At 65.9% G+C, this 25,534-nt stretch carries 30 protein-coding genes; 11 read left to right on the plus strand and 19 right to left on the minus strand.

Annotated elements, in window-relative coordinates; translation table 11 throughout:
- From kdpA to AC1MH0_RS08430, 8 genes are all read right to left on the minus strand, one after another.
- Positions 1 to 1,704 (minus strand): potassium-transporting ATPase subunit KdpA, encoded by a 1,704-nt coding sequence (gene kdpA, locus AC1MH0_RS08395; protein WP_480965500.1) that lies wholly within the window; start codon positions 1,702 to 1,704, stop codon positions 1 to 3.
- 12 nt (positions 1,705 to 1,716) lie between these two features.
- Positions 1,717 to 1,806, minus strand: a complete 90-nt coding sequence (gene kdpF / locus AC1MH0_RS08400) for a K(+)-transporting ATPase subunit F (protein WP_055875324.1) — start codon at positions 1,804 to 1,806, stop codon at positions 1,717 to 1,719.
- 115 nt (positions 1,807 to 1,921) lie between these two features.
- Positions 1,922 to 2,770, minus strand: coding sequence for a TorF family putative porin (locus AC1MH0_RS08405; RefSeq protein WP_480965501.1), 849 nt, complete (start codon positions 2,768 to 2,770; stop codon positions 1,922 to 1,924).
- Positions 2,771 to 2,897: 127 nt separating this feature from the next.
- Positions 2,898 to 4,025 carry a Na+/H+ antiporter NhaA gene (gene nhaA / locus AC1MH0_RS08410; RefSeq protein WP_480965502.1) on the minus strand — a complete coding sequence of 376 codons (1,128 nt, stop codon included), beginning with the start codon at positions 4,023 to 4,025 and terminating at the stop codon, positions 2,898 to 2,900.
- A complete protein-coding gene (locus AC1MH0_RS08415) occupies positions 4,022 to 5,416 on the minus strand; it encodes an FAD/NAD(P)-binding protein (protein WP_480965707.1) in 1,395 nt (464 codons plus the stop codon). Before AC1MH0_RS08415 ends, nhaA begins: the two co-directional genes overlap by 4 nt.
- A 226-nt stretch (positions 5,417 to 5,642) precedes the next feature.
- Positions 5,643 to 6,044 carry a winged helix DNA-binding protein gene (locus AC1MH0_RS08420; RefSeq protein ID WP_480965503.1) on the minus strand — a complete coding sequence of 134 codons (402 nt, stop codon included), beginning with the start codon at positions 6,042 to 6,044 and terminating at the stop codon, positions 5,643 to 5,645.
- 19 nt (positions 6,045 to 6,063) lie between these two features.
- The gene (locus tag AC1MH0_RS08425; protein WP_480965504.1) at positions 6,064 to 6,522 is read right to left on the minus strand and encodes a hypothetical protein; all 459 of its coding nucleotides are present in this window, start codon (positions 6,520 to 6,522) and stop codon (positions 6,064 to 6,066) included.
- Between the two features lie 32 nt (positions 6,523 to 6,554).
- The gene (locus tag AC1MH0_RS08430; protein WP_480965505.1) at positions 6,555 to 7,547 is read right to left on the minus strand and encodes a sigma factor-like helix-turn-helix DNA-binding protein; all 993 of its coding nucleotides are present in this window, start codon (positions 7,545 to 7,547) and stop codon (positions 6,555 to 6,557) included.
- A 145-nt stretch (positions 7,548 to 7,692) separates the two neighbouring features.
- Here AC1MH0_RS08430 and AC1MH0_RS08435 point away from each other — a divergent pair, with 145 nt between their 5' ends.
- Complete coding sequence (locus AC1MH0_RS08435; protein WP_480965506.1) at positions 7,693 to 8,565, plus strand: alpha/beta hydrolase; 873 nt, start codon at positions 7,693 to 7,695, stop codon at positions 8,563 to 8,565.
- 62 nt (positions 8,566 to 8,627) lie between these two features.
- Here the strand turns inward: AC1MH0_RS08435 and AC1MH0_RS08440 are convergent, their stop codons facing one another.
- From AC1MH0_RS08440 to groES, 3 genes are all read right to left on the minus strand, one after another.
- The gene (locus AC1MH0_RS08440; RefSeq protein WP_480965507.1) at positions 8,628 to 9,134 is read right to left on the minus strand and encodes a Uma2 family endonuclease; all 507 of its coding nucleotides are present in this window, start codon (positions 9,132 to 9,134) and stop codon (positions 8,628 to 8,630) included.
- Between the two features lie 200 nt (positions 9,135 to 9,334).
- Positions 9,335 to 10,978, minus strand: a complete 1,644-nt coding sequence (groL, locus tag AC1MH0_RS08445; RefSeq protein WP_056065680.1) for a chaperonin GroEL — start codon at positions 10,976 to 10,978, stop codon at positions 9,335 to 9,337.
- Between the two features lie 66 nt (positions 10,979 to 11,044).
- Positions 11,045 to 11,332 carry a co-chaperone GroES gene (gene groES / locus AC1MH0_RS08450; protein ID WP_056052039.1) on the minus strand — a complete coding sequence of 96 codons (288 nt, stop codon included), beginning with the start codon at positions 11,330 to 11,332 and terminating at the stop codon, positions 11,045 to 11,047.
- Between the two features lie 492 nt (positions 11,333 to 11,824).
- Here groES and sppA point away from each other — a divergent pair, with 492 nt between their 5' ends.
- Both sppA and AC1MH0_RS08460 read left to right on the plus strand, forming a co-directional pair.
- Positions 11,825 to 13,777: a signal peptide peptidase SppA gene (gene sppA / locus AC1MH0_RS08455; protein ID WP_480965508.1), complete on the plus strand. Its 1,953-nt coding sequence runs from the start codon at positions 11,825 to 11,827 to the stop codon at positions 13,775 to 13,777.
- Positions 13,777 to 14,364, plus strand: a complete 588-nt coding sequence (locus AC1MH0_RS08460) for an N-acetyltransferase family protein (RefSeq protein ID WP_480965509.1) — start codon at positions 13,777 to 13,779, stop codon at positions 14,362 to 14,364. Before sppA ends, AC1MH0_RS08460 begins: the two co-directional genes overlap by 1 nt.
- Before the next feature lie 346 nt (positions 14,365 to 14,710).
- Here the strand turns inward: AC1MH0_RS08460 and AC1MH0_RS08465 are convergent, their stop codons facing one another.
- On the minus strand, positions 14,711 to 15,349 hold the full coding sequence (locus AC1MH0_RS08465) for a trimeric intracellular cation channel family protein (protein WP_192145875.1): 639 nt from the start codon (positions 15,347 to 15,349) through the stop codon (positions 14,711 to 14,713).
- Between the two features lie 195 nt (positions 15,350 to 15,544).
- Here AC1MH0_RS08465 and AC1MH0_RS08470 point away from each other — a divergent pair, with 195 nt between their 5' ends.
- Together AC1MH0_RS08470 and AC1MH0_RS08475 are read left to right on the plus strand one after the other, a co-directional pair.
- Positions 15,545 to 15,850, plus strand: a complete 306-nt coding sequence (locus tag AC1MH0_RS08470; RefSeq protein WP_056065671.1) for a glycine zipper 2TM domain-containing protein — start codon at positions 15,545 to 15,547, stop codon at positions 15,848 to 15,850.
- A 106-nt stretch (positions 15,851 to 15,956) separates the two neighbouring features.
- Complete coding sequence (locus AC1MH0_RS08475) at positions 15,957 to 16,385, plus strand: OsmC family protein (RefSeq protein WP_056065668.1); 429 nt, start codon at positions 15,957 to 15,959, stop codon at positions 16,383 to 16,385.
- Positions 16,386 to 16,442: 57 nt separating this feature from the next.
- Here AC1MH0_RS08475 and AC1MH0_RS08480 read toward each other — a convergent pair whose 3' ends face one another.
- On the minus strand, positions 16,443 to 16,664 hold the full coding sequence (locus tag AC1MH0_RS08480; RefSeq protein ID WP_132737284.1) for a hypothetical protein: 222 nt from the start codon (positions 16,662 to 16,664) through the stop codon (positions 16,443 to 16,445).
- Positions 16,665 to 16,797: 133 nt separating this feature from the next.
- Here AC1MH0_RS08480 and AC1MH0_RS08485 point away from each other — a divergent pair, with 133 nt between their 5' ends.
- The 3 genes from AC1MH0_RS08485 to AC1MH0_RS08495 all read left to right on the plus strand — a co-directional run bounded on the left by AC1MH0_RS08485 (position 16,798) and on the right by AC1MH0_RS08495 (position 19,565).
- The gene (locus tag AC1MH0_RS08485) at positions 16,798 to 17,529 is read left to right on the plus strand and encodes a hypothetical protein (protein ID WP_480965510.1); all 732 of its coding nucleotides are present in this window, start codon (positions 16,798 to 16,800) and stop codon (positions 17,527 to 17,529) included.
- A gap of 369 nt (positions 17,530 to 17,898) precedes the next feature.
- Positions 17,899 to 18,273, plus strand: coding sequence for a fluoride efflux transporter CrcB (gene crcB, locus AC1MH0_RS08490; RefSeq protein ID WP_480965511.1), 375 nt, complete (start codon positions 17,899 to 17,901; stop codon positions 18,271 to 18,273).
- Positions 18,270 to 19,565 carry an RluA family pseudouridine synthase gene (locus AC1MH0_RS08495; RefSeq protein WP_480965512.1) on the plus strand — a complete coding sequence of 432 codons (1,296 nt, stop codon included), beginning with the start codon at positions 18,270 to 18,272 and terminating at the stop codon, positions 19,563 to 19,565. Before crcB ends, AC1MH0_RS08495 begins: the two co-directional genes overlap by 4 nt.
- Positions 19,566 to 19,922: 357 nt before the next feature.
- Here the strand turns inward: AC1MH0_RS08495 and AC1MH0_RS08500 are convergent, their stop codons facing one another.
- A complete protein-coding gene (locus tag AC1MH0_RS08500) occupies positions 19,923 to 20,417 on the minus strand; it encodes a DUF1440 domain-containing protein (RefSeq protein WP_480965513.1) in 495 nt (164 codons plus the stop codon).
- Positions 20,418 to 20,531: 114 nt separating this feature from the next.
- Between AC1MH0_RS08500 and AC1MH0_RS08505 the strand changes: the two genes are divergently transcribed.
- The 3 genes from AC1MH0_RS08505 to AC1MH0_RS08515 are packed head-to-tail and all read left to right on the plus strand — an operon-like array spanning position 20,532 to position 22,083.
- Positions 20,532 to 21,191 carry an HAD-IA family hydrolase gene (locus tag AC1MH0_RS08505; RefSeq protein WP_480965514.1) on the plus strand — a complete coding sequence of 220 codons (660 nt, stop codon included), beginning with the start codon at positions 20,532 to 20,534 and terminating at the stop codon, positions 21,189 to 21,191.
- Complete coding sequence (locus AC1MH0_RS08510; RefSeq protein ID WP_480965515.1) at positions 21,188 to 21,406, plus strand: hypothetical protein; 219 nt, start codon at positions 21,188 to 21,190, stop codon at positions 21,404 to 21,406. The genes AC1MH0_RS08505 and AC1MH0_RS08510 overlap by 4 nt, the downstream gene beginning before the upstream one ends.
- On the plus strand, positions 21,403 to 22,083 hold the full coding sequence (locus AC1MH0_RS08515) for an ATP12 family chaperone protein (RefSeq protein ID WP_480965516.1): 681 nt from the start codon (positions 21,403 to 21,405) through the stop codon (positions 22,081 to 22,083). Before AC1MH0_RS08510 ends, AC1MH0_RS08515 begins: the two co-directional genes overlap by 4 nt.
- Positions 22,084 to 22,174: 91 nt before the next feature.
- On the opposite strand, the gene gmk is transcribed toward AC1MH0_RS08515, so the two are convergent.
- The 5 genes from gmk to AC1MH0_RS08540 form a co-directional block, all read right to left on the minus strand.
- Positions 22,175 to 22,825: a guanylate kinase gene (gene gmk, locus AC1MH0_RS08520; RefSeq protein WP_480965517.1), complete on the minus strand. Its 651-nt coding sequence runs from the start codon at positions 22,823 to 22,825 to the stop codon at positions 22,175 to 22,177.
- 72 nt (positions 22,826 to 22,897) lie between these two features.
- A complete protein-coding gene (locus AC1MH0_RS08525) occupies positions 22,898 to 23,098 on the minus strand; it encodes a hypothetical protein (RefSeq protein WP_056052077.1) in 201 nt (66 codons plus the stop codon).
- The gene (locus tag AC1MH0_RS08530) at positions 23,095 to 23,307 is read right to left on the minus strand and encodes a hypothetical protein (protein ID WP_480965518.1); all 213 of its coding nucleotides are present in this window, start codon (positions 23,305 to 23,307) and stop codon (positions 23,095 to 23,097) included. Before AC1MH0_RS08530 ends, AC1MH0_RS08525 begins: the two co-directional genes overlap by 4 nt.
- A gap of 143 nt (positions 23,308 to 23,450) precedes the next feature.
- Complete coding sequence (gene fumC / locus AC1MH0_RS08535) at positions 23,451 to 24,842, minus strand: class II fumarate hydratase (protein WP_480965519.1); 1,392 nt, start codon at positions 24,840 to 24,842, stop codon at positions 23,451 to 23,453.
- A gap of 189 nt (positions 24,843 to 25,031) precedes the next feature.
- A complete protein-coding gene (locus AC1MH0_RS08540) occupies positions 25,032 to 25,517 on the minus strand; it encodes an SspB family protein (protein ID WP_056489744.1) in 486 nt (161 codons plus the stop codon).
- Positions 25,518 to 25,534 lie beyond the last annotated feature (17 nt).

Raw genomic sequence — 25,534 nt, forward strand, 5'->3', positions numbered from 1 at the left:
TCAGAAGGTTTTGCCGCTGATCATTGCGAGATGATCGGCGATGGGACCGAGCGCGAGGCTCGGCAGGAAGGTCAGGCCGCCGACGATCAGGATGATCCCGACCAGCAGGCCGACCCACAGCGCACCCGTCGTCGGGAACGAGCCTGCGCTTTCGGGCGTGTATTTCTTCGCCGCGAGACCACCGGCGATGGCGAGCATCGGCACGATGATGAAGAAGCGCCCGAGCCACATCGCGACGCCTAGCAGACCGTTATAATACGGCGTGTTGGCGGTGAGCCCGGCAAAGGCCGACCCGTTGTTCCCGACCGCGCTAGTGAACGCGTAGAGGATCTCGCTGAACCCGTGCGGCCCCTTGTTGAGCGGCCCGGCGAGCCCGTCCGGCAGCACGGCGCTGAGCGCGGTGAAGCCTAGGATGACGAGCGGCAGGATGGCGATCGCCAGCACCGCCAATTTCACTTCGCGACTCTCGATCTTCTTGCCGACATATTCGGGTGTGCGGCCGACCATCAGCCCTGCGACGAACACGGCGAGGATGGCGAACAGCAGGAAGCCGTAGATGCCCGCGCCGACGCCGCCGATGACGACTTCGCCGAGCTGCATGTTGAGCAACGGGATCATGCCGCCGAGCGCGGTAAAGCTGTCGTGCATGGCGTTGACCGCGCCGCACGATGCCGCCGTCGTGACGATCGAGAACAGCGCGGACGCGGCGATCCCGAAGCGGACCTCCTTGCCTTCCATGTTGCCGCCCGCGACGCCGATCTGGTGGAGGATCGGGTTGCCCGCGGCCTCCTGGGCATAGGTGATGGTGACGCCGGCGAGGAACAGCACGAGCATCGCCGAGAGGATCGCCCAGCCCTGCCTGGTGTTGCCGACCGCCTTGCCGAACGTCCACGTCAGGCCGAAGCCGATGACGAAGATCGACAGCATCTGCACGAGGTTGACGAGCGCGGTGGGGTTCTCGAACGGATGCGCCGAGTTCGCGTTGAAGAAGCCGCCACCGTTGGTGCCGAGCATCTTGATCGCTTCCTGGCTCGCCACCGGGCCGAGCACCAACGTCTGCTTCAGCCCTTCGAGCGTGGAGATGTCGACCGTGGCCGCCATCGTCTGCGGCACGCCGCTGGCGATGTAGAAGATCGTCACCACGACGCAGATCGGCAGCAGCACGTACAGCGTGACGCGCGTCATGTCGGCCCAGAAATTGCCGATCGTCGCGCTCGATCGCCGCGCGAACCCGCGGAACAGCGCGAACGCCAGCGCGATGCCGGTGGCCGCCGACAGGAAGTTGTGGATCGTCAGGCCGAACATCTGGCTGAAGTTCGACACGGTGGATTCGCCACCATAGCTCTGCCAGTTGGTGTTCGTCGTGAAGCTGATCGCGGTGTTGAACGCGAGATGGGGGCTGAGCCCCGCGAGACCTTGCGGGTTACCCGGCAACACGCCCTGCAGACGCAGCACCGCGTAGGTCAGCGCCATCAGCATCGCGTTGAACATGATCATGTGCAGCGCGTATCGGCGCCAGCCCTGCTCCTGTTTCGGATCGATGCCGCTGAGCTTGTAGAAGCCGGTCTCGACGGGGCCGAGGATCGCGTGGATCGGCGTGCGGCGGCCTTCGTACAAGGCGAACAGCCACATACCGACCGGTTTGGTCAACGCCAGCAGGATGCCGACGAAGCCCAGGATGAGGATCCATCCTTCGAATGTCATGAGGACGCGCTCCTAAAAGCGTTCGGGGCGGATGAGCACCGCCACGAGGTAAAACAGCAGCCCGAGCGCGACGATCGCGGCGAGCCAGAGGTCGAGGGTCATGATGGTGTCCTCATGGGCTCAGGCGTTGTCGCACAGGCGGACATAGGCGAGCGTCGCCGCCACCAGTCCGACCATGATGGCTATCCAGAGAAGGTCCTGCATGGCTGGGCTCCTTTCAGAAGGCTGCGGTGAGCGAGGCAACCACGGTGCCGTCGGCGATCGATCCGGTGCCGTCCTGGCCGCGACTGAAGCTAGGCTGGAGATACGCAGCACTGCGACGCGTGATGTCGGTGTCGACATAGCTCACGTTGAAGGTGAGGTTTCGATACGTAGTGTCCGCACCCAGCGACCAATCCCAATAGTCGCCGGTCGGCGCCGCACTGGTCGCGTTGGGGCCGAGCCCATCATTGCCCCAGCTATGCCCGATATGTGCCTTGGCGGTGATCGGCGTTCCTACGATCGCGAACGCGCCGTCGCCGGTGAGGTACAGGTTGTCCTCCTTGTCACCCGCGTCAGTGTAGACGCCCGCAGCCGCATCGGCGCCGGTGCGATACCATTTGCCGAGCGCCTGCTGCTTCGGCGCGTAGAACGCGCTCGCGGTCAGCGTTGCCGGGCCGATCGTGCCGCTGAGCTTGACATAGGGTTCGGCATAGTCCGTCTTCGAGGCGCCGCCCGGATACATGTACCAGGTCAGGCCGACGTCGATCGTCGCGTTGTCCGCGAGCTTGTGCTTGTAGCCACCGATCAGGTCGAGCTCCATGTTCGAGCCGCCGAACGTACCCCAGCCCGACAGGTTCGATCCCCATGCGCCGACATACACGCCGCTCTCGTGCGCGATCGTCAACCCGCCCTGGATCGCGCCGTCCTTGTCCGACTGCGAAACGCCGCGCAGGCGATAATCGGTCGCGAGCGTCACCGAACCGCTGACGGTGACGGGTGACGGCGGCGCGGTGTCCTGTGCGAACGCAGGCGTGGCGATACCGGCGATCAGGCTGACGGCGGCGGTGAAACGAAGAATGTGCATTGCGGTCCCCATGCGCGCGCCGCCGAAAGGATGGCGGTTCGCGAGGACTGGCAATTAGGCTCCGGCGACGTAGCAATTCGAGATCGATTGCCGGGCCGGAGCATATGTTTCGCGTAGTATTGTCGAATTATCGTGCGGTGCGGCGAAGGATCAGCCAGCCGGCAACCCCCGACAGGATCGAGCCCGCGAACACCCCGACCTTCACCGCGTCCGTCGCGTGCGGTGCGCCGGCGAAGGCGAGCCCGCCGATGAACAGGCTCATCGTGAAGCCGATCCCGCACAGCACCGCCATGCCGTACACCTGTGCCCAACTCGCGTCCTTGGGCGCCTCGGCCAGCCGGAACGTCACGAGACCGCGGATCGTCGCGAAAATGCCGATCTGCTTGCCGAGGAACAGCCCCAGCATGATCCCGACCGGCAGCGGCGAGATCACGTCCGCCGCCACCATCCCGCCGAACGCGATACCCGCATTGGCGAACCCGAACGCCGGCACGATCAGGAAACTCGACCAGGGCTGGAGCGCGTGTTCAAGCCGTTTCAGCGGCGGCTGCCCGTCCCCGGTCCGCAGCGGGATCGTCAACGCGACCGCCACACCCGCGAGCGTCGCGTGCACACCCGACAACAAGACGCCGTACCAGATGCCGACGCCGATCAGCAGGTACGGCACCAGCGACCGCACGCCCGAAAGGTTCAGGACGACGAGTACGCCGAGCCCTAACCCCGCCGCAAGCAACGGCAGCAGCGCGATATGGCCAGTGTAGAACAGCGCGATGACTAGGATCGCGAGCAGGTCGTCGATCACCGCGATCGCCGTCAGCAATACTTTCAGCGAGGTCGGCACGCGCGACCCGAGCAGGGCCAGGATGCCGAGCGCGAACGCGATGTCGGTTGCCGCCGGGATCGCCCAGCCGCGCAAGTTCGCTGGCGTGCCGATATTGACGAGCAGATAGATACACGCCGGCACCGCCATGCCCGCGAGCGCCGCCGCACCGGGCATGATGCGCTCGCCCCAGGTCGAGAGATGCCCCGAGACGAACTCGCTCTTCACTTCCAATCCGATCAGCAGGAAGAACAGCGCCATCGCGCCGTCGTCGATCCAGTGATGGACGCTCATCCCGCCGACCGCGTGGTGCAGTGTCGCGAAGTACGTTGGCGCGAGCGGTGAATTTGCGACGATCAGCGCCGCTATCGCCGCCGCGAGCAGCACGATGGCGCCCGCTGCATCACCCGAGAAAAAGCGGCGGATCGCGGTCAAAGGCCCTCGCCCCCGACCCATTGCGCGTTGGACAGGCGGCGCGCGAGATCCCAGCTCTGGACGCGGATATCGGGCACCGCGACGACCTCCCACAGGCCGCCGCGAGTCATCGGTCCGATGCAGTGGATCCGGTCGTCGGGCGTCCCGTCGGCGCGGATCGCCCGCGACTGCGCATCGACGTCGACGCCGAGCCGCAATGGATCGGGTCGGATCGCACCGGCGGCTAGCAAGTGCTTCACGAGCGGCTCTTCCGAGCGCAGCAGGTCGCCCTGCGGCCCGGTGCAATTGACGATCCGCGCCGCGCGCGTGACGACCGGGTCGGTCTCGCCGCGTGGCCGCCACGTCAGCTTTGCCTGCGTCCCGTCGGCTTCGGCGGACACGATCTTGCCCGCCGCGAAGCTCAGCCGCCCGGTCGCGACGAGCGCCTCGACCCGGTCCGCCACCGCCGGTGCGAGCCGGTGGCGGTGGACATCCCAATACGGGCGTAGATGACGAAGGAAGCGCCCGCGCACCTCCTGCGACGCCGCCGCCCACAGCATCTGCGTCACCGGACGAAGCTCGTCGACTGCGCAGCGCCAGCCTTCCTCCGCCGCCCGTGCACGAACATGGCGGACGAGATCGGTCAGCCCACCCTGGGGCTTGTCCGAAACGCCACGGTGCGCCGGCGCGCCATCGACATGCCGCCGCGGCGACAATCCGCGCCGCGACATCGCCAAGATATTTCCGGCGAACCCCTGCGCATCGAGCAGCAACGCCGCGTCGATCGCGGTCAGCCCGGTTCCGACCAGCACGACGGTGTCGTTTTCGCCCAGCCCCTCGGCGAGGTTGGCCGCCCACGGGTCCGCGTAATAGACCCCGGTTGGCAGCGCATCGGGCTTCAACCCCGGCGGCGTATGCGGTGGCAAATTGCCAAGTGCGAGCACCGCGGTATCGGCGGCGATCTTGCGCCCATCCGCCATCGTCAGCGTCACGCCGTCGCCTTCGACCGGATCGATCGCGCAGACCTCGCCCTCGACATGCACCAGACGCCCGTCCGAGTCAGCGATCGCCGCATCGAGCAGTTCGCGCAGATATGCGCCATAGGTGGTGCGGGGCACGAAGGTCTTGCGGTCGCCCTTGCCGTGCGCCTCCAGCCAGCGAACGAAGTGGTCGGGGTCGTCGGGCAGCGCGCTCATGTTCCCCGCACGGACGTTCAACAGGTGATCGGAATGCGCCGCGCTATACGCCACGCCGCGCGCGAGTTGTCGGTCGCGCCGCTCGATCAGCGTGACGCGCGGGCCCTCATGCCGCATCAGATTGACCGCGAACAACGCGCCGGAGAACCCGCCTCCGACGACGACGACATGATCCTCGGGCCCCGCAATCCGCGGCATCGTCGCTCGTTCGTCCATCTGTTCGCTCACCTCGTTAGATGCGAACGCCATGCCTGATCGGCAGCGACTAGCCTACCCCTCCTACCGCGCCACCGCGGTCCCTCACGACGGTTGCGGCCCTATAGCCGGTGCGACCCCATTTGCACGGCATACCCGGCAGTGGGCGCGCTGACGAAGATCGTGGTGCCCGTCAATCGAAGGCCGCCCCCTGCGGGTAGACGGTTCGGCCTGGTCCTAGCCCGGATCAGGCGTCGATCAGACGGCATAGCAGGTTCGCCATGCGGAGATGGCCGAGCGCGGTGAGCTGGACGTGGGAACGACGCCCGTCCCGTGCGTCGCGAATGCGTTCCACCAGATCGGCATCCTGCAACATCGTCAGATAGCGCAGTGCGGTGGCCGATGGCGCCCGTGCGCCGATACAAACCGCCGATACGCTGAGCCGCCGCTGCTCGTGTTCGGAAATGAACAGGTCGAGCAGGATGTCCCATGCAGGTTCCGAAAACAGCGCGTTCCCGAGCATCGCGTCCCGGACCTTGCGAAGGTCGTACAACCGCCGGGCCGCATCGACCAGCGCGGTGTCCGATATCGCGAACGGGGTCGCACGCTTGGCGCTGTTGATGGGTGATACGGCAAGTGCGTAAGTCATAAACGTCTTCCGAATTCGCCTATCGGATCGTTTGGTCCTGACGGCTCCAGTCGAGATCCCAGCCCTGGGCCTGGATCCGTCGCGAATGCCTGACCGTCCCGATCACGAGAAGCAGAACGATGGGATAGCTCCAGACGGCGGAAAGGACGGCGTAGACGAGGCGGATGACGTCGGGGCTGATCGCCTTGGCCAGATGAGCCCCCGTCCCCAACGCGTGGAGCGCGGTGACCCAGGCTGGCCAGAAGCGATCGGCATGCAACGTGATCGCGATCATCACGACGAGCAGGATCAGGTCGACGACCATGACACCGACCTCAATCCCGGCGAACAATACCGGAATGTCGCGCTGGATGACGCTCGTAGATAGCGCTGCCAGCAACAAGGCCAGGCCTGTCAACCGCTCCGGTGCCCCGCCCCGCAGGAGCGCGTAGCCGGACGCGGTCAACTGTATCGCGTAGAAAGCCCAGACCCGATCCAACTCTTATCTCCGCAGGACCGTCAGTCGGCCGTTCAGGCGACCGCGGCCAGATGGAACGGCGTGTCGAAGTCGGCCGCGAACCGCATCGCGCCTTCGTTCGGCGGGCATTCCGCCGTGTCGCCATATCCGTAGAACTGGCCGAGGCCGATCTCGGTACGGACGTCGACCAGCGCACGGTGCGCTTCGATGAAACGCTGTCGGACGGCGATCATCTCGAACGATGCCTGCGATACCATCTGCAACGCGGCGGCGCCGGTGCCGAGCGGCAGGTTCGCGGCGACCCGCTGCTGCATCAACGTGGCCATGCACGACGCCGTCAGCATCGCGGCCTTGTCGACCGCAGCTTCTGCCTCGAGAAAGTCATTGGCCACCCTGTCGGCAGCGCGGCGTCGTTCCCTCAACATCGAAATTCCTCCCCTGGGCACCGACGTTGCGGTGCCGTGTACGGGAGCGGTCTGGTCTCGGTTCGATCGTAACAATGTCGTCAACGTCATCGCCATGTTGACGACCGCCATCGACGTGACGGCGATCAGTCCCATGAGTGCGAGTAGTCGAAATATCCTGTCGCCGATCGAAAACCGATTGCGCGCCACCCCCGTCGATCCGCTGCCACCGGATAGCCCGAGGAAGCGGCGAACAAACCCCCACGGCTCGATCTGACCGCTGCTTGCAGGCTTGTAGGGGATGGAGGGAACGTCGAGTGGTTCGGATGGTAGCCGTTCGTATGCCGGAGGCTGTTCCGGGGTCGTGACTGGCTCGACGACGACGACGAGATCGGGCGGCAAATGAGTACGGGCCAAGGCGCCCTGGTCGGGCAACGTCCGCTCGTGATCCTGTAACCGGCGCGCGGCCTCGAATCGCGTTCCGACCCTGAGGATCTGGATCGCACGCTCGATCCTTTTGTCGATCGCGGACGGCGAAACGCCAACGATCTGCGCGATCTCCTTGGAATTGTGATGGGTGAGTACGAGCCGGAGACAGGCGCGTTGGGCCTCGGTCAACTGATCGATGCGTCCTGCGGTCATGCCGCGATGGTAGCGGGAACCCGGGACCGTTGCACCCTTCGCGTGATCATTGGGCGAACTGAATGACAAACCTCTGAGTTGGAAAGAATTTCTGGTGCCTCATTGGCGGCCCGTTCGTAATGTTCGCGCAATGAGAGAGGGTGTGATGATAAATGCTGCGGCGAACGGCAGGCTTGGCTTGCGCGAATGCAAATCTGGGCATTCCTGGCGGGTTTGGCTTTCGCTGACTTCTGCGACACTTCTCTCCGCAACGCTCGCCGGTTGCGTCAACCCGGTCGGGCAAGCACTGTACCGGCCGGTGCCGGTTGCCGCGACACCGACATGGACCGGGCGGGCGCCCCGGATGGTCGAGGCCGTGTCGGCCGACGGCGTCATATTGAAGGGCTGGTTCTGGCCGCCCGAAACCGCGAACGGTGGGGTATTGATCTACCTACCGGGCCGCGCGGGCAATCGCGATGTCGCTGCGAAGGCCGCCCAGGCCTTTGCCCGCGACGGCCGTGGCGTACTCGTCGCGTCGTATCGCGGCTATGGCGACAATTCCGGCACTCCCGACGAACGCGGGCTGTACCAGGATGGCCGCGCGTTCGTGGACCTGGCGAAACAGCTGGTGCCCAACGGCAAGCGGTTCGTCTTCGGCGACGGGCTTGGAGCGGCGGTGGCGCTACGCGTGGCCGCGGACCTCTCCGAGGTACCGGACATCGATGGCGTCGTGACATTGGGGGCGTTCGACTCGTTCGCGCGGTTCGTACCCGGCATGACGCGGACGTTTTACGCGAACGCGTTCGACAACGTCGCGGCGATCCGGCGGGTGACGGTGCCGGTGCTGCTGATGCATGGCCGCAAGGACGAGGTCGTGCCGTTCGCCGCGGCGGAGCGGTTACGCGCGGCAGCTGGCGGCAAGGCGTTGGTCGTGCCCATCGACGGCGAGGCGTATCACAGCTTCGACCTGGGCCACATCGCGCCGGTCGTGTGGCGGGCGCTGGACCAGATTTCGGCGGACGAAGTGGTGGCAAAGTAGCGCGTGTCAGTCCCGGGCGAAGATCTCGGTATGGGGGATCGTCAGGTTTAACGCCGGCAGCGCTACGTCGTGCGGCTGGGCGAACATGTCGTCACGCCACGTCGTTGGTCCGAGACGTTGGACGACTCGGTCAGTTCGTTTTCGGGGTCGGCGAAGACGATGGTGTTGACCGATAGGAGTTCGCGATATTCGGCGAGCTTTGCGCCCTGGTCTACCTTCGCGGTCGAGCCGGAGAGGACTTCGAAAATCACTTGGGGATCGCTGAATACGCGCTGTTCTTCGCGTTCGCGAGTTGCCGGATTCCCGCAGAAGACGCTGACGTCGGGGTAGCGCAGATCGGTGTCATTGACCCGTACACCCATGTCGGAGTTGTACGCTCGGCATCCCGTACCGCGGAGCTTCCCGGCTAAGAATACGAGGATGTTGGTAGCCACCCGAGAATGGGCGGGAGTGCCGCCGGTCGTCATGCGGATGACGCCGTCTACCAATTCGAACTTGCGGTCGGTGCCGAAGTCGATCGCGAGGAACTCGTCGACCGTGATCTTCTTGTAGAGGGGATCGTGCCGCATCGGTGTGTTTTACCACTTGCGGGCGGACAAACAAAGGGCCGGGGATTGCTCCCCGGCCCTTTGCCTTGGTCGTCTTGTTCGAAACGGAGGACCGGCGAAGCCGGCCCTTTTCGTCGGACGGGACTGGGGGCTTGCGCCGCCCAGCCCGCCGGCCGTTCTGATCTTGTGTCCGGGCCAGCTCTCGCTGGCCCGGTCCAAGATCAGAAGTCCATGCCGCCCATGCCGCCCATGCCGCCGCCGCCCATGGGCATGGCGGGCTTGTCTTCGGCCATTTCGCTCACGGCCGCTTCGGTCGTGATCAGGAGGCCTGCGACCGATGCTGCGTTCTGCAGCGCGGTGCGGACGACCTTGGTCGGATCGATCACGCCGGCTTCCACCAGGTTCTCGTAGGTGTCGGTCGCGGCGTTAAAGCCGATCGACGTGTCGTTGCCGTCGAGCAGCTTGCCCGAAACCACCGCACCGTCATGACCCGCATTCTGTGCGATCTGGCGAACCAGAGCCGTCAGCGACTTGCGCACGATGTCGATACCGCGCGTCTGGTCGTCGTTCGCACCCTCGAGGCCGTCGAGAGCCTTGGTTGCGTACAGCAGAGCCGTACCGCCGCCGGGGACGATGCCTTCTTCGACGGCTGCGCGGGTTGCGTGCAGCGCGTCGTCGACGCGGTCCTTACGCTCCTTGACTTCGACTTCAGAAGAGCCGCCGACCTTGATCACGGCAACGCCGCCGGCAAGCTTGGCGAGACGCTCCTGGAGCTTCTCCTTGTCGTAGTCGCTGGTCGTGTTCTCGATCTGCTGGCGGATCGCTTCGGTGCGGCCCTTGATCGTGTCGTGATCGCCGGCACCGTCGACGATGACGGTGTTGTCCTTGTCGATCGTGACGCGCTTGGCGGTGCCGAGCATGCCGAGCGTGACGGTCTCGAGCTTGATGCCGAGGTCTTCCGAGATCATCTCGCCCTTGGTCAGGATCGCGATGTCCTCAAGCATCGCCTTGCGACGATCGCCGAAGCCCGGTGCCTTGACCGCTGCGACCTTCAGGCCGCCGCGCAGCTTGTTGACGACGAGCGTGGCCAGAGCCTCACCCTCGATGTCTTCTGCGATGATCAGGAGCGGACGACCCGACTGAACGACGGCTTCCAGGATCGGGAGCATCGCCTGCAGGTTCGAGAGCTTCTTCTCGTGGATCAGGATGTAGGGATCCTGAAGCTCGACGGTCATCTTCTCGGGGTTGGTGATGAAGTACGGCGACAGATAGCCGCGGTCGAACTGCATGCCCTCGACGACGTCGAGCTCGAATTCGAGACCCTTCGCTTCCTCGACGGTGATCACGCCTTCCTTGCCGACCTTCTCCATGGCTTCAGCGATCTTCTCGCCGACTTCACGGTCGCCGTTTGCCGAGATGATGCCGACCTGCGCCACTTCCTTCGAACCCGAAACCGGCTTCGAACGCGCCTTGACGTCCTCGACGACCTTGATGACGGCGAGATCAATGCCGCGCTTCAGGTCCATCGGGTTCATGCCCGCTGCGACCGACTTCATGCCCTCGCGGACGATAGCCTGCGCCAGGACCGTCGCGGTGGTCGTGCCGTCACCGGCGATGTCGTTGGTCTTCGAGGCCACTTCGCGCAGCATCTGCGCACCCATGTTCTCGAACTTGTCCTTGAGCTCGATCTCCTTGGCGACGGTGACGCCGTCCTTAGTGATGCGCGGTGCGCCGAAGCTCTTGTCGATGACGACGTTGCGGCCCTTGGGGCCCAAGGTCACCTTGACCGCGTCGGCGAGGATGTCGACGCCGCGGAGGATGCGCTCACGCGCGTCACGACCGAATTTTACGTCCTTGGAAGCCATGTCAGCTGCCCTTTCGTATAAGTTTAAAAGTCACGATAAGGTTACACCAAGGTAACCCGGCAGAAGTCAGCCGACGATCCCGAGGATGTCAGATTCCTTCATGATCAGAAGGTCTTCGCCGTCGACTTTGACCTCGGTGCCCGACCATTTGCCGAACAGGATCTTGTCGCCGGTCTTGACGTCGAGCGGGGTGATCGTGCCGTTCTCGGCGCGAGTGCCGGTGCCGATGGCGACGACTTCGCCTTCCTGCGGCTTTTCCTTGGCGGTGTCGGGGATGATGATGCCGCCAGCCGTCTTCTCTTCGGCTTCGAGGCGCTTCACCAGCACGCGATCATGCAACGGACGAAAGTTCATGGGGTCCATGTCCTTTTGGATTGTGACAGATTTCTGGCACTCGAGGTTATCGAGTGCCAACGGACGGCATATGTGCCTCGTGGTGTGGCATGTCAAAGGTTCCGGGAGCGAATTTTTTCGGGCGGGCGTGGTATTCGGGCGGCGTGGCTGAGGGGGGTGAGCCACGGCACTGCCGAGCACTGCCGTTCTCCTGCGCACGCAGGAGTCCAGGGTGACGGAGGGCGGTGCTTGGTATCCTGGGCTCCTGCGTTCGCAGGAGAACACGAGGCCAGACGGGCCCACTCTCTTCTGCTCCCCTTCCGTTTGCGGGAGGGGTAGGGGGAGGGGTTTCTCGGACGGGTGCTCGTGGGACTCCCCTCCCCTAACCCCTCCCGCAAGCGGGAGGGGAACTGCGTGGTGGTTGGGGTGGATGCGCGGGCTAGAACGCTTCCTGTGTTGGACGCGTAATACAGGGCATTTACCTCGGTCCGCGCATGCTCTAGCTCTGGTCCCATGACCGATACCGCTGCGCCGTCCTACGCCCCCTCCTATGTCGACCCTGCCCGTCCGCCGCGGCGGAAGTGGCGGCTTGTCCGGGGCGTGTGGAAGTTCCTCGTGGCGATCAAGGACGCGCTCGTCCTGATCGCGATGTTGCTGTTCTTCGGGCTGATCTTCGCGGCACTCAACGCGCGGCAGAGCACGACGGCGATCAAGGATGGCGCGCTGGTCCTCGATCTCAACGGCTCGATCGTCGAGCAGCCCGAGGAGCAGGCCGCGTTCGCGGCACTTTCCGGGCAGAGCAGGACGCGGCAGTTTCGCCTGCGCGACGTGGTCCGCTCGATCGACACCGCACGGACCGATGCGCGCGTGAAGGTCGTCGTGCTCGATCTCGACAGCTTCGGCGGCGCGTATCCCGCGGCACTGGGCGAGGTCGGCGACGCGCTGGCGCGGGTGCGGGCTAGTGGCAAGCCGGTGCTGGCCTATGCGACCGCGTACACCGATGCCGGCTACCGGCTGGCGGCGAACGCGAGCGAGGTCTGGGTCAATCCGCTGGGCGGGACGATCTTCATGGGGCCGGGCGGCAACCAGCTGTATTACAAGGGCCTGATCGACAAGCTCGGGGTCAACGCGCACGTCTACCGCGTCGGCCGCTACAAGTCGTTCGTCGAGCCGTACACGCGGGCCGACCAGAGCGACGACGCGCGCGCCGCCAGCACCGCGCTGTACGGCACGTTGTTCGCGCAGTGGCGTGAGGCCGTCGCGAAAGCACGCCCCAAGGCGCAGATCGCGCAGTTCATGACCGCGCCGGACAAGGTCATCCTCGCGGCGAACGGCAACATCGCCGAGGCGAATTTGCGCGCGGGCATCGTCGACAAGCTCGGCGATCGGACCAGCTTCGGCCGGCGCGTGGCGGAATATGCCGGCAGCGACGCGAACAAGCCGGCGGGCAACTACACCGCGATCAAGTACGACGCGTGGGTGAAGGCCAACCCCCTCCCCACCGCGGGCGATTCGATCGGCGTGCTGACGATCGCCGGCGAGATCGTCGACGGCGAGAGCGGCCCCGGCAAGGCCGCGGGCAAGACGATCGAGAAGGCGGTACTCGACGGGCTTGCCAAGAAGACGCTGAAGGCGCTCGTCGTGCGTGTCGATTCGCCGGGTGGGTCTGTGCTGGCGTCGGAGCAGATCCGGCTCGCGATCCTCGAAGCCAAGCGGCAGAAGCTGCCCGTCGTCGTGTCGATGGGCGGACTGGCTGCGAGCGGCGGTTACTGGGTGTCGACGCCGGCCGACGTGATCTTTGCCGAGCCCGGCACGATCACCGGCTCGATCGGGATTTTCGGCGTCATCCCGACCTTCGAGAACGCGCTCGCCAAGATCGGCGTGACCAGCGACGGCGTGAAGACCACGCCGCTGTCGGGCCAGCCCGACATTACCGGCGGCACCACGCCGATGTTCGACGCGATCGCGCAGGCTGGGATCGAGAACGGCTATCGCCAGTTCGTCTCGCGCGTCGCCGCCTCGCGGAAGATGACGCCGGCACGGGTCGACGAGATCGGCCAGGGCCGCGTCTGGGATGGTGGCACCGCACGCCAGATCGGGCTGGTCGACCGGTTCGGGACGTTGCAGGACGCGATCGACGAGGCCGCCAAGCGCGCCAAGCTCGATCCCGCCAAGGTGCATGCCGAGTATCTGGAGAAGAAGCCGGGCTTCCTAGCGACGATCGCGCAGGATTTCAGGGGCGACGAGGATGACGCTGCAGATGGCGCGACCGGCGGCGATGCGTTCGCGCATGTGGCGGCGGACCGACGCCAGATGCTCGCGCGCGCCGTGGGCGACATGAAGCGGCTGGCGACGTCGGGCTCGATCCAGGCGCGCTGCCTGGAGTGCGGCGGGATGGGGCCGACGGCTGCGGGGCTCGGGGATGCCAAGCTGCTCGATCTGCTGTTGGCGCGGATCGGGTTCTGATGGCGATCCCCGCAACTGGCAACGGCGGCGGGATCGTCATTCGGGCGGCGGTGCCGGAGGACGCTGCGTCGATCGCGGCGATCTATGCGCCGCACGTGCTGGTCGGGACGGTGTCGTTCGAGACCGAGGCGCCCGATGCGCGGCAGATGCGCGCGCGGATGGCGGCGTCGGACGGGCTGTATCCTTGGTTGGTGGCAACGATCGGCATCGAGGGTGGCCTGCTGGCGTACGCTTATGCGTCGGCGTTCCACAAGCGCGAGGCGTATCGGTTCGCGTGCGAGACCACGGTGTATGTCGCGGATGCGGCGCAGCGGCAGGGTGCGGGGCGGCTGTTGTACGAGGCGCTGATCAATACGTTGCGGGCTCAGGGGTTTACGCAGGCGATCGGGGCGATCGCGTTGCCGAACGATTCGTCGATCAAGCTGCATGAGGCGGTCGGGTTTCGCCGCGCGGGGGTGTACCGCGAGGTCGGGTACAAGAACGGGCAGTGGATCGATGTCGGGCATTGGCAGTGCGCGCTGAATGAGCCTGCGGTGCCGCCGGTGGAGCCGCGGCGGTTTGCGGATGTTGGGGTCGTGCGGGGGTAGTTTTTCTTTTCGTGGAGGCCTGACCGCCGACCGAGCGGCACCGCCGGCGGAGCCACCACCCCGGCGGAGGCCGGGGCCCAGTTGGGAAAGCTGGAGTAACGGAGCGCAACGCTATTCAGCGACGTCTCCCAACTGGGCCCCGGCCTTCGCCGGGGTGGTTTGGGGTGTTGGGTAGTGCTTTGCCCACGGATGGAGACCAGCCTCAGCATCAGAACGAGCTAGATAGGGCCGTCCGTTCAAGCCCAACCACCGGTCCACCCATCCTTGTTCTCCCGCGAAGGCGAGAGCCCAGACTGGGTCCCCGCCTTCGCGGGGAAACAAGTGATAGCGTAACACGCTGCGTGGGTTAGCGGCGTCCACCATATGCAGGCAGCGCCAGATGGAAGCGGATCGCGGCGGCCCTTAACGTGAACCCCGCACTTGCCGCGATAACCGCCGCTAAAGCAAGCGGCACCCCCAGCAACACCAGCCCTACATAGCTCGCCGCCGCCAGCGCCGCCGCGGTCACGTACAACTCCGGCCGCATCAGGATCGACGGTTCCCCCGCCAGCACATCGCGGATGATACCGCCGACGCACGCCGTCATCACCCCCATCAGCGCCGCCGGTACCGGTGGCACGCCGTACCCCAACGCCTTCGCCGCGCCGTAGACCGCGTACGCCGCGAGCCCGACCGCGTCGAACCAGCCGAGCGCCTCGTCCTTCCACCACCGCTCGGGCGTCACCCAGATCAGCAGCGCCATGCCGAGGCACACGCTCGCGGCGCGCGCGTCGTGTACCCAGAACACCGGCGCGCCGATCAGCAGGTCGCGCACCGTGCCGCCGCCGACGCCGGTGATCAGCCCGAAGAACACCAGCGTTACGAACGTCTGGCCGCGCTTGGCCGCGGCAAGCGCACCCGACGCGGCGAACACCGCTAGGCCTGCGAGGTCGAACCAGGGCGCGGCGACGGGGAGGATCTCGACGGGCAAGGGCACAGGCAACATCGCGGCGACGTAACCGGCCTGCCATCCAGCGTAAAGCGGGACCGCGGAATGATGCCCGTCGGCCGTAAACAGCAACGTCCGATACCGGTCCCGAAGATGAACGGCAGCATGAACGCGGTGTTGTTTTTGGTTCATGCAACTGGCGCTATAGAGGCTTCGTTATACCAGCAGATCAATTCACTAGGGAGTTACATGATGCGTAAGTTCGTTCTGGCCATGGGCCTCAGCGCAATGGTCCTGCCGACCGTCCTCGTTCCCGTGTCGGCCGCCGATGCGCGCGATCGTCGCGAATGGCGTGGTCGCGACGGCCGCGTCTATTGCAAGAAGAGCAACGGCACGACCGGCACGATCATCGGCGGCGTCGGTGGCGCACTGCTCGGCCGCACGGTCGACACCCGCGGCGACCGCACGGTCGGCACGCTGGGCGGCGCCGTCCTCGGCGGTCTCGCCGGTCGCGCGATCGACAAGGGCACGAGCAACAACAACCGTCGTTGCCGCTGACACTCATCGGCTAAATCAATGCCGCTATTTCGGTAGTTGCGCGTTGGGGAAGGGCGTCGTGGGAAACCGCGACGCCTTTTTTCTTGTCCGATGAAGGATCAAAACGATGACCACACGCAGCGGTTCGGCAAAGTATGAAGGCCTCGGCAAGAGCGGCAAGGGCCATGTCTCGACCCAGTCGGGCGTGCTGTCCGACAGCCCGTACGGCTTCAACACGCGGTTCGAGAACGAGCCCGGCACCAACCCCGAGGAGCTGATCGCGGCCGCCCACGCGTCGTGCTTCACGATGGCGCTGAGCTTCGCGCTCGCCGGCAAGGGCTACGAGGCCGGCACGCTCGAGACGTCGGCGAAGGTGACGCTTGACAAGGACGGCGACGGGTTCAAGATCACCAAGTCGGCGCTGACGCTGAACGCCAAGGTCGACGGCATCTCGAAGGAAGAGTTCGAGGCGATCGCCGCGGACGCCAAGGCGAACTGCCCGGTGTCGAAGGTGCTCAACGCCGAGATCACGCTGGAGCACAACCTCGCCGCATAACGGCGGGTAGGTTTCGCAATCAGGAGGGCCCGGTGGAAACGCCGGGCCCTTCTTGCGTCAGATGATGCCGCCGCCGAGGCTCAGGCGGAGCGCAAAGATGATGATCAGGACGATGTTGAGGTTGCGGCCGCCGGTGCTCGACGACAGCGCGCCAACCGCTGCACCGACAATCCCGATCGGGATGACGAGCCAGTTCATCCAGCCGAGCAGCGGGATGAACGCGACGAGGCCAAGCACCAGGGTGACGAGGCCGATGAGGATCGAGACGATGTTCAGCATGGGGTGAACATGGCGAGTCGCGGGGGTTCGGGCAAGACTTGGCGGGCCCTTACGACCCTCCCCCGCCAGGGGGAGGATTGAGGGTGTGTGGAAAACGCTTTCTTCACCATCTTTCGCGCATAGGATGGCAGTGATGACTTTTCCCCTGCGCCCCGCCCTGATTCTTTTGCCGCTCGCGCTGGCCGCGTGTGGACGGTCGTCGACCGATCAGCAGGATCTCAACAGCCTCGATGCAGAGCTGACCAATGGCGCGGTGCGCGATCCGGCGCTGACGTCGTCGCTGGGGGGGCAGATCATGGTCGATCCCCGGTTGGCACAGTCATCGAATACCGACGCGGTGCGGCCGCCGCCTCGGCCGGATAGTGGCGCGGTGCCGCCGGAGGGTCCGCTCAAGGCGGATCCGGTCGATCCGCGGATTCTCAAGCGTGCGCCGGCAGCGTCTAACGACTGTCCGGAGTGCAAGTCGGCGAACGGCGCTTTGACGTTGGGGGCGCTGGCGGAGCGGCAGACGACGCCGGATGCGGGAGTCTGTGCGCAGAAGATCGGCTATTCGGCGGGGTGGGCGAACCGGTTGCCGGCGGACCTGCCGCTGTATCCGGCGGCGCGGCTGACCGAGGCTGCGGGGGCGGATCGCGATGGGTGTCGGTTGCGCGTGGTGAGTTTCGCGAGCGCCGCGCCGATGCAGAAGATGCTCGACTGGTATTTCACGAAGGCTAGCGCGGCGGGGTATTCGGCTGGGCATAGCACCGACGGCAAGCAGCATGTGCTGGGCGGGGTTCGGGGGAATGACGCTTATGTGGTGTATGTGACGACGCGGGCTGGTGGCGGGAGCGATGTGGATCTGGTTTCCAACGCTGGGCGGTGACGAGCGGTTTGGCGCTACTGAAAGCCTCCCGACAATCTTCGCTTGAGATTCACCTCCCCGGCGGAGGCCGGGGTCCAGTTGCGGAACGTCGCTAACCGAGCGCGGTCCTTCGTTATTGCCACCTTTCCAACTGGGCCCCGGCCTTCGCCGGGGTGGTGGTGTATGGCGTGGTGGCGTGTTGGGGGGCGACGCCTCTCACTCCTTGTTCTCCCGCGAAGGCGGGAGCCCAGTCTGGGTCCCCGCCTTCGCGGGGAAACAAGCTTTTGGACAGGGCTCGCACGGTGATCTCGAACTGACCCGGATGACGCGCGCACCCCTACCCTCCAACCCCACCTTTCCGTTTTGCCCGATTCACGCTAGGGCGCGAGAATGCTTCCCCTTCTCTATGTCATGGTCGGTGGTGCGGTCGGATCCGGCGCGCGCTATCTGAATGGCCGCGCGATGCTGTCGTTGCTCGGCCCTGACTATCCCTTCGGTACGCTCGCCGTGAATTTGATCGGTGGGTTGCTGATGGGGGTGCTGGTCGGCGTACTCGCCCGCAATACCGCTTCGGAAACGTGGCGGCTGTTGCTCGGCGTGGGCGTGCTTGGGGGATTCACGACGTTCTCGGCGTTCTCGCTGGACGTCGTCACGATGATCGAGCGGGGCGCATTCGGCGTCGCGTTCGGGTATGTTTTGGTGTCGGTGATCGGTTCGGTCGCCGCGTTGTTCGCGGGTCTCTCCGCAGTAAGGGCCGTCGCATGACTGCGGGCAAAAGCGATAGCGATTCCGGCTTTCGGGAATTCAACGTCGGGTTCGACGATGACGGCATCCGGCTCGACCGGTGGTTCAAGCGACATCTGCCCGACACGAGCTTCACGACGGTGGCGATGTGGGCGCGCACCGGGCAGCTCCGCGTCGACGGCGCGCGTGCGACGCCGGGCGATCGGATCGCGGCGGGCCAGATGCTGCGCGTGCCGCCGCCCGAAGCCGACAAGGCCGCCGCCGACGTCGACAAGCCCAGGCGCGTCCGCGAACGCGTGATCCTGTCGGACGAGGAGACCGAGCTCGCGCAGTCCATGGTTATCCACAAGGATTTCCAGGCGTTCGTGCTGAACAAGCCGCCGGGCTTGGCGACGCAGGGCGGCACCAAGACGAAGCAGCATGTCGACGGGCTGCTCGATGGGTTGCAGTACGACAACGAAGGTCGGCCGAAGCTGGTCCACCGGCTCGACAAGGACACGTCCGGCGCGCTGCTGGTGGCGCGGACGTCGCGGGCTGCTGCGTTCTTCGCGAAGGCGTTTTCGGGGCGGACCGCGCGGAAAGTCTACTGGGCGCTGGTAGTCGACGTGCCGTCGATCGAGGACGGCATGATCGAGCTGCCGATCGCCAAGCAGCCGGGCACCGGCGGCGAGAAGATGCACGTCGATGAGGCCGAAGGCGCGCCGGCGCGGACGCGGTACCGGGTGATCGAACGCGCGGGCAACCGCGCGGCGTGGGTCGAGTTGCAGCCGTTTACGGGGCGGACACACCAGTTGCGCGTGCACATGGCGGCGATCGGGCATCCGATCGTCGGCGATGGCAAGTACGGCGGGGCTGCTGCGTTTTTGACCGGCGGGATCTCGCGGAAAATGCATCTGCATGCTCGCCGCATCAAGGTGGATCATCCCGATGGCGGGTCGATCGACGTCACCGCCGAGTTGCCGACGCATTTCGCCGAGAGTCTCAAGCAATTGGGTTTCGAGGAGAAGCTGGGCGACGATCTGGTGCTCGACGAGAAGACCGCGCCGACGCGCGAGCAGATGAAGTCGCGGGCTAGGGCGCATGCGAAGTCGGTGCGGAAAGACCGTAAGGGTGAGCGGCGTGGGCGTGGGGTTGTCGAGGAGAAGGCGACCGGCAAGCCTGCGCCGAAGACGGGTGGGCCTCGGACCGGGGCTGGGTCGAAGTTCGGGGCGCCGCGGAGTGGGCCTCGGGTTGAGGGGGCCAAGCCTGCTGGGCGTGGGCGTCCGGGTGGGGCTGGGAAGCCTGGGCCTCGGAGTGGGCCTGGGAGCCGGTAATTGATGCTCTTCGGCTGACGCGTGCCCTCACCCTTCCCACGGCCAAGCAGCCGCGGGCCCCTTCCCTCTCCCCCGAGGGGAGAGGGTGAAGTGGTCAGACTGGGCAATCAGACCTAACCATATTGCGCCACCCCGGCGAAGGCCGGGGCCCAGTTGGGGGACGTTGCTAACGGAGGGCATCGCTCCGTTATTGCCACCTTTCCAACTGGGCCCCGGCCTTCGCCGGGGTGGGATGGTTGGTTAGCGGTAGCTTCTCAGCACATTCCGTTCCCCCGCGAAGGCGGGGGTCCAGGGGCCACGATCGTCGGCGCTGCTTGATTCCTGGGCCCCCGCCTTCGTGGGGGAACTAGACTGACCCTATTTCAGCCAACCCAGCAGCAACCGCCGCAGACCCTCCGTTACCGTCCCGAACACGATATGCGACGCCGCGCTATACAGATGCGTGGTCGGCGCGGTGTTCCACGGCGCATCACAGAGACCCACCGCCGGCACCGCAGCCTCATCAAGCAACGCCGTCGTCGCCGCAGCGAACGCGGTGCCGTAGCCAGCGGTCACCGAAGGCCGGTATTCGGCCGCCACCGCGTAGGCGATCCCCAGCCCTGCCCCGAGTGCATAATGCACGACCTGTCCGGCGAGCGGCTTGCGATCGTCGGGGATGTCGTGGCCGACCACCACCTGCGACACCTTGTCCGCCGCCTTCTCCGTCGCGGGTTCCGCGTCGCTTTCCGACGAGGACAGCGCAGCGACGCCGGCCTGAAAGCGGTCCATCACGAACGAGGCGGCGAGGCCGGCGACCAAGCCCGCAGCGGCGGCGGCCCAGATGTTCGGGGTGTCGGTCTGTGCGTGCGCCATCGTTGAGTCTCCAGAGCTATCCGACACGAACCGTTCGCAGGCGTGCGCGTTCCGGTTTGGCGTTCCCTCGCGTGCACGCGTGATCTACGAGGCGGCGATGCGTTGGAAAATCTCATGATCCGTCTTGCCGTGTTCGATTGCGACGGGACGCTTGTCGACAGCCAGGCGAATATCTGCGTCGCGTGCGAACGCGCGTTCGAAGGCGCCGGACTGGTCTCGCCACCGCGCGCTGACATTCGGCGGATCGTCGGCTTGAGTCTCGTCGAGGCTATGCAGGTGTTGCTGCCGGAGGCGGACGATGCGCGGCACCGGTCGCTCGCTACCGACTACAAGAATGCGTTCCATGCGATGCGGGCGAGTGGCGAGCTGGCCGACGAGCCGCTGTTCGAGGGGATTGCCGAGGTGATCGAGACGCTCGCCGATGACGGCTGGCTGCTAGGTGTGGCGACGGGGAAGTCCGATCGCGGGCTCGCGCATATCCTCGCCGCGCACGGGATCACCGATCGGTTCGTGACGCTTCAGACCGCTGACCGGCATCCGTCAAAGCCCGATCCGGCGATGCTGTTCGCGGCGATCGCGGAGGCTGGGGCGTCCCAGGAGACGACGGCGATGATCGGTGATACGAGCTTCGACATGGCGATGGCCCGCGCGGCCGGTGTGCGCGCCGTCGGGGTCGCGTGGGGGTATCACGACGTGCACGAGCTTTCCGATGCGGGGGCGGATGTTGTTGCGGTGACTGTGCCGGACTTGCTGCATATGGTGGCGCCACGATGACCGATGCGGACAAGCTGGCGCAGCGGCGCTGGTTCGTGCTGGTCGCAGTGCGGCTCGCGGGGGTTGCGGGCGCGTTGCTCGGGTTGATCCTGATCGCGCGCGCGCATGATCTCGGGCCGAAAATTCTCGGGACGGCGATCGTGTTGTCGGCGATGGCAATGATCGCGATCGTGCCGCGCAGCTTGGCGCATCGCTGGCGGAGTGCTGACGCATGAAGCGGTTCTGGACAGACGTCGCGATCGATGCGGACCGGGTGGTGACGCTCGACGGCAAGCCGGTGCGGACGCCCGGGCGGCGACCGCTGGCGTTGCCAAGCGATGCGCTGGCCGAGGCGGTCGCGGAGGAATGGCGCGCGGTCGGGGAGACGATCGATCCGCGGACGATGCCGTTGACGGGCCTGGCCAATGCGGCGACCGATCCGATCGCGAACGATCCGGCGCAGTTCGCCGCGCGGCTGGCGGCGTATGGCGAGAGCGACCTGCTCTGCTACCGCGCGGAGGGGCCGCCGCTGCTGGTCGAACGGCAGGCGGCGGCGTGGGATCCGCTGCTGGCTTGGGCGCGGGGGCGGTATGACGTGACTTTCGCGGTGACGGCGGGCGTGATGCACGTCGCGCAACCGGCGGCGACGGTCGCGCGGCTTTATGAAGCGGTCGCGGCGTATGACGATTTCCGGCTTGCCGGGTTGTCGCCGGTGGTGACGCTGACCGGGTCGCTGGTGATCGGGCTGGCGTTGATCGAGGGTGAGATCGATGCGGATGCGGCCTGGGCGGCGGCGGGGATCGACGAGGACTGGTCGGTCGAGATGTGGGGGGAGGACTGGCAGGCGGCGGAGTTGCGGGAATTGAAGCGCAAGGAGTTTGGGGTCGGGGTAAAGTTTCTGGGGCTGCTTTAAGCGTTCTCCTGCGAACGCAGGAGCCCAGGATACCAAACGCTACGGCCTGTAACCCTGGACTCCTGCGTTCGCAGGAGAACGGGTTGGCAGGTTAGCGCGTCAGGCGACGGATGAAACCGATCAGCCCGGTCTGGCGCGAGCGCTTCAACCGCTCGGCGGCCAGGATCGTCTTTACGCCGCGGATGCAGCTGTCGACGTCGTCGTTGACCAGCACATAGTCATAGCCGTCCCAATGGCTGACCTCGTTCGCCGCGCGCGACATGCGGGCTTCGATCACTTCTTCCGAATCGGTGCCGCGGCTGGTGAGGCGGCGGTGGAGTTCTTCCATCGACGGCGGGAAGATGAAGACGCGGACGACGTCGCCGCCGGCGATCTGGAACAGCTGTTGCGCGCCCTGCCAGTCGATGTCGAACAGCACGTCCTTGCCGGCCGCAAGCAGTTCTTCGACCTGCGCGCGCGGTGTGCCGTAGCGGTGGTTGAAGACGTGCGCCCATTCGAGAAACTCGTCCCTCGCGACCATGTCGCGAAAGCCCTCGAGGTCGGTAAAATGGTAGTCCTTGCCGTCGACTTCGCCGGGTCGCACCGACCGGGTCGTGACCGAGACCGACATCTCGAGTTCGTGCTCGTCCGCGAGCAATCTGCGCGCGATGGTCGACTTGCCGGCGCCGGACGGCGAGGACAGGACGAACAGGACTCCGCGACGACGGAAACCATGCGGGTCGGACGGAAGTGTGTGGGGCATGCGCGCCCTTGCCGCGGACCGCATATGGGCGTCAACCCATGCGCGGCCCGCGCGTGGCATTACGAAGGCGGATTAATAGCCGGCCTTGCGCGCCTTGTTGCGGTCATAGGCCTTCTTGGCCGCGTAGCCGCCGCCGAGGATCATGCCGAGCGGGCCCATGCGACGCATCAGGCCCATAGCCACGACACCCTTTACTGCGCCCGAGGCGCCGCCCGAACCGTCGCGACGGCCCATCTCGCGGCCAACCAATGCACTGATAATACGTCCGATCATGCTTCTGACTCCCCGAGAACCTGGTCTTTGAGTTCCGCTGCACCGCGCAGCACTGCCCAGCCGATCGCGTAGGTCACGGCTAGCGGCACGACGATCTTGAGTACGTTGGCGGTGATCGCACCGATGATCGCGCCGTCCGCGTTGCCGTCGTCGCCACTGAGCGAGTCGATGCCTGCGCCGATCAGCGCGCCTATGGTCGTTGCGCCCACGTAATTTCTCCTGTCCGTGTGGCGGGTTAGCGTTTGGCGGAGGATTGGGTTCCCCCGCGCCCGCGTTCTCCTGCGCACCCAGGAGTCCAGGGTCGCGGGCGGTTCGGTTGGTACCCTGGGCTCCTGCGTGCGCAGGAGAACGGTCAGCGGCCTAGCATCGATTCGGGTTTGACGACGCGGTCGAACGTTTCGGCATCGACCAACCGCAGCGCGAGGCCGGCTTCCTTAAGCGTCAGCCCTTCGGCGTGCGCGTATTTGGCGATCTTCGCGGCCGCGTCGTAGCCGATCTCGGGGGCGAGTGCGGTGACGAGCATGAGCGAGCGGTCGAGCAGGTCCGCGATGCGGCCGCGATTGGGTTCGATGCCGTCGACACAGCGCTCGGCGAATCCTTCCATCGCAGTCGAGAGCAGGTCGATCGAGCGGAGGACGTTGGCGCCGATCAGCGGCTTAAACACGTTCAGCTCGAGATGGCCCTGCATCCCGCCGACGGTGACCGCGACGTGGTTGCCCATCACCTGCCCCGCGACCATCGTCAGCATCTCGCACTGGGTGGGGTTGACCTTGCCGGGCATGATCGAACTGCCGGGCTCGTTCGCGGGGAGGTCGATCTCGCCGAAGCCGCAGCGCGGGCCCGAGCCGAGCAGGCGGATGTCGTTGGCGATCTTGGTCAGTGCGACCGCCAGCGTGTTGAGCGTGCCGGACAGGTGGACGAGCGGGTCGTTCGACGCGAGCGCCTCGAACTTGTTGCGCGCGCTGACGAACGGCAGGCCGGTGATCCCGGCCAGTTCGTGCGCGATCGCGTCGCCGAAGCCGGCGGGGGCGTTGAGGCCGGTGCCGACTGCGGTGCCGCCCTGCGCGAGGATCACCATGCCGTGACTGATCGCAGGCTCGATCCGGTGGCGACAGCGATAGAGCTGGTTCGCATAGCCGGAAAATTCCTGGCCGAGCGTCAGCGGTGTCGCGTCCTGCAGGTGCGTCCGGCCGATCTTGACGATGTCGTCCCAGGCATTGGCCTTCGCGTCGAGCGCGGCGTGCAGCTTGTCGAGCGCGGGGATCAGGCGGTGGGTGGTGGCAATCGCGGCGGCGATGTGGAGCGCGGTGGGGAAGCTGTCGTTGGACGACTGGCTCATGTTGACGTGGTCGTTGGGGTGGACCGGCGACTTGCCGCCGCGGGTGCCGGTGAGGACTTCGTTCGCGCGGCCGGCGATGACCTCGTTGGCGTTCATGTTCGACTGCGTGCCGCTGCCGGTCTGCCAGATGACGAGCGGGAACTGGTCGTCGAGCTTGCCGTCGATGACTTCCTGCGCGGCGGAGTCGATCGCGGTGGCGATGGTTTCGTCGAGGCCGTGCGAGCGATTCACCCGCGCGGCAGCTTGTTTGACGAGGGCGAGCGCGTGGACGATCTCGATCGGCATGCGTTCGCGGGTGGCGAAGGGGAAGTTCTCGATCGAGCGTTCGGTCTGGGCGCCCCAATAGGCGTCGGCGGGGACTTCGATCGGGCCGATCGTGTCGGTTTCTGTGCGGGTTTGGGTCATGCGGGGAGAACCTTCCGTAGCGTGTGCGGGATCCCTCGCCCCTTCGGGGAGAGGGAGGGAGGAGCCGCAGGCGACGGAAGGGTGAGGGGCTTGAGGCTCGGAACGCGCGTCCCAATTCCCCTCACCCTTCCCACGGCAAGTGCCGCGGGCCCCTTCCCTCTCCCCGACGGGGAGAGGGAGTTCAGAGGTTCACTTCTTCCGTTTGAAATCCACCGCGACGACGTTCGAGCCGTCTTCGATCGGCACAGCCGTCGGGCCGTCGTTTTCCGCTTCGTCATGGTCGCCGAGTGCGTCTTCCGCACCTTCCTGCGCCTGGAAGCGGAGCTCGAAGCTTACCGCCGGGTCCTGGAACGCGGTGATCGCCGAGTATGGGATCACCAGCTTCGACGGCACCTGGTTGAAGCTGAGCCCGATCGAGAAGCGCTCGTCGTCGACGATGAGGTCCCAGTAGCGGTTCTGCATGACGATCGTCATCTCGTCCGGGAAGCGCTCGATCAGGCGCTTGGGGATGTCGACTCCCGGTGCCTGCGTCTTGAAGGTGATGTAGAAATGATGCTCGCCGGGAAGCCCGCCGGCCTCCGCGACCGAACCGAGCACGCGGCCGACCACGGCACGCAGGGCTTCTTGTACGATCTCGTCGTACGGAATCAGGCTATCGGGCAGTCCATCGGTCATATCCCTTGGGTAGCGCC

The sequence above is a fragment of the Sphingomonas sp. AP28 genome, assembly GCF_056680455.1.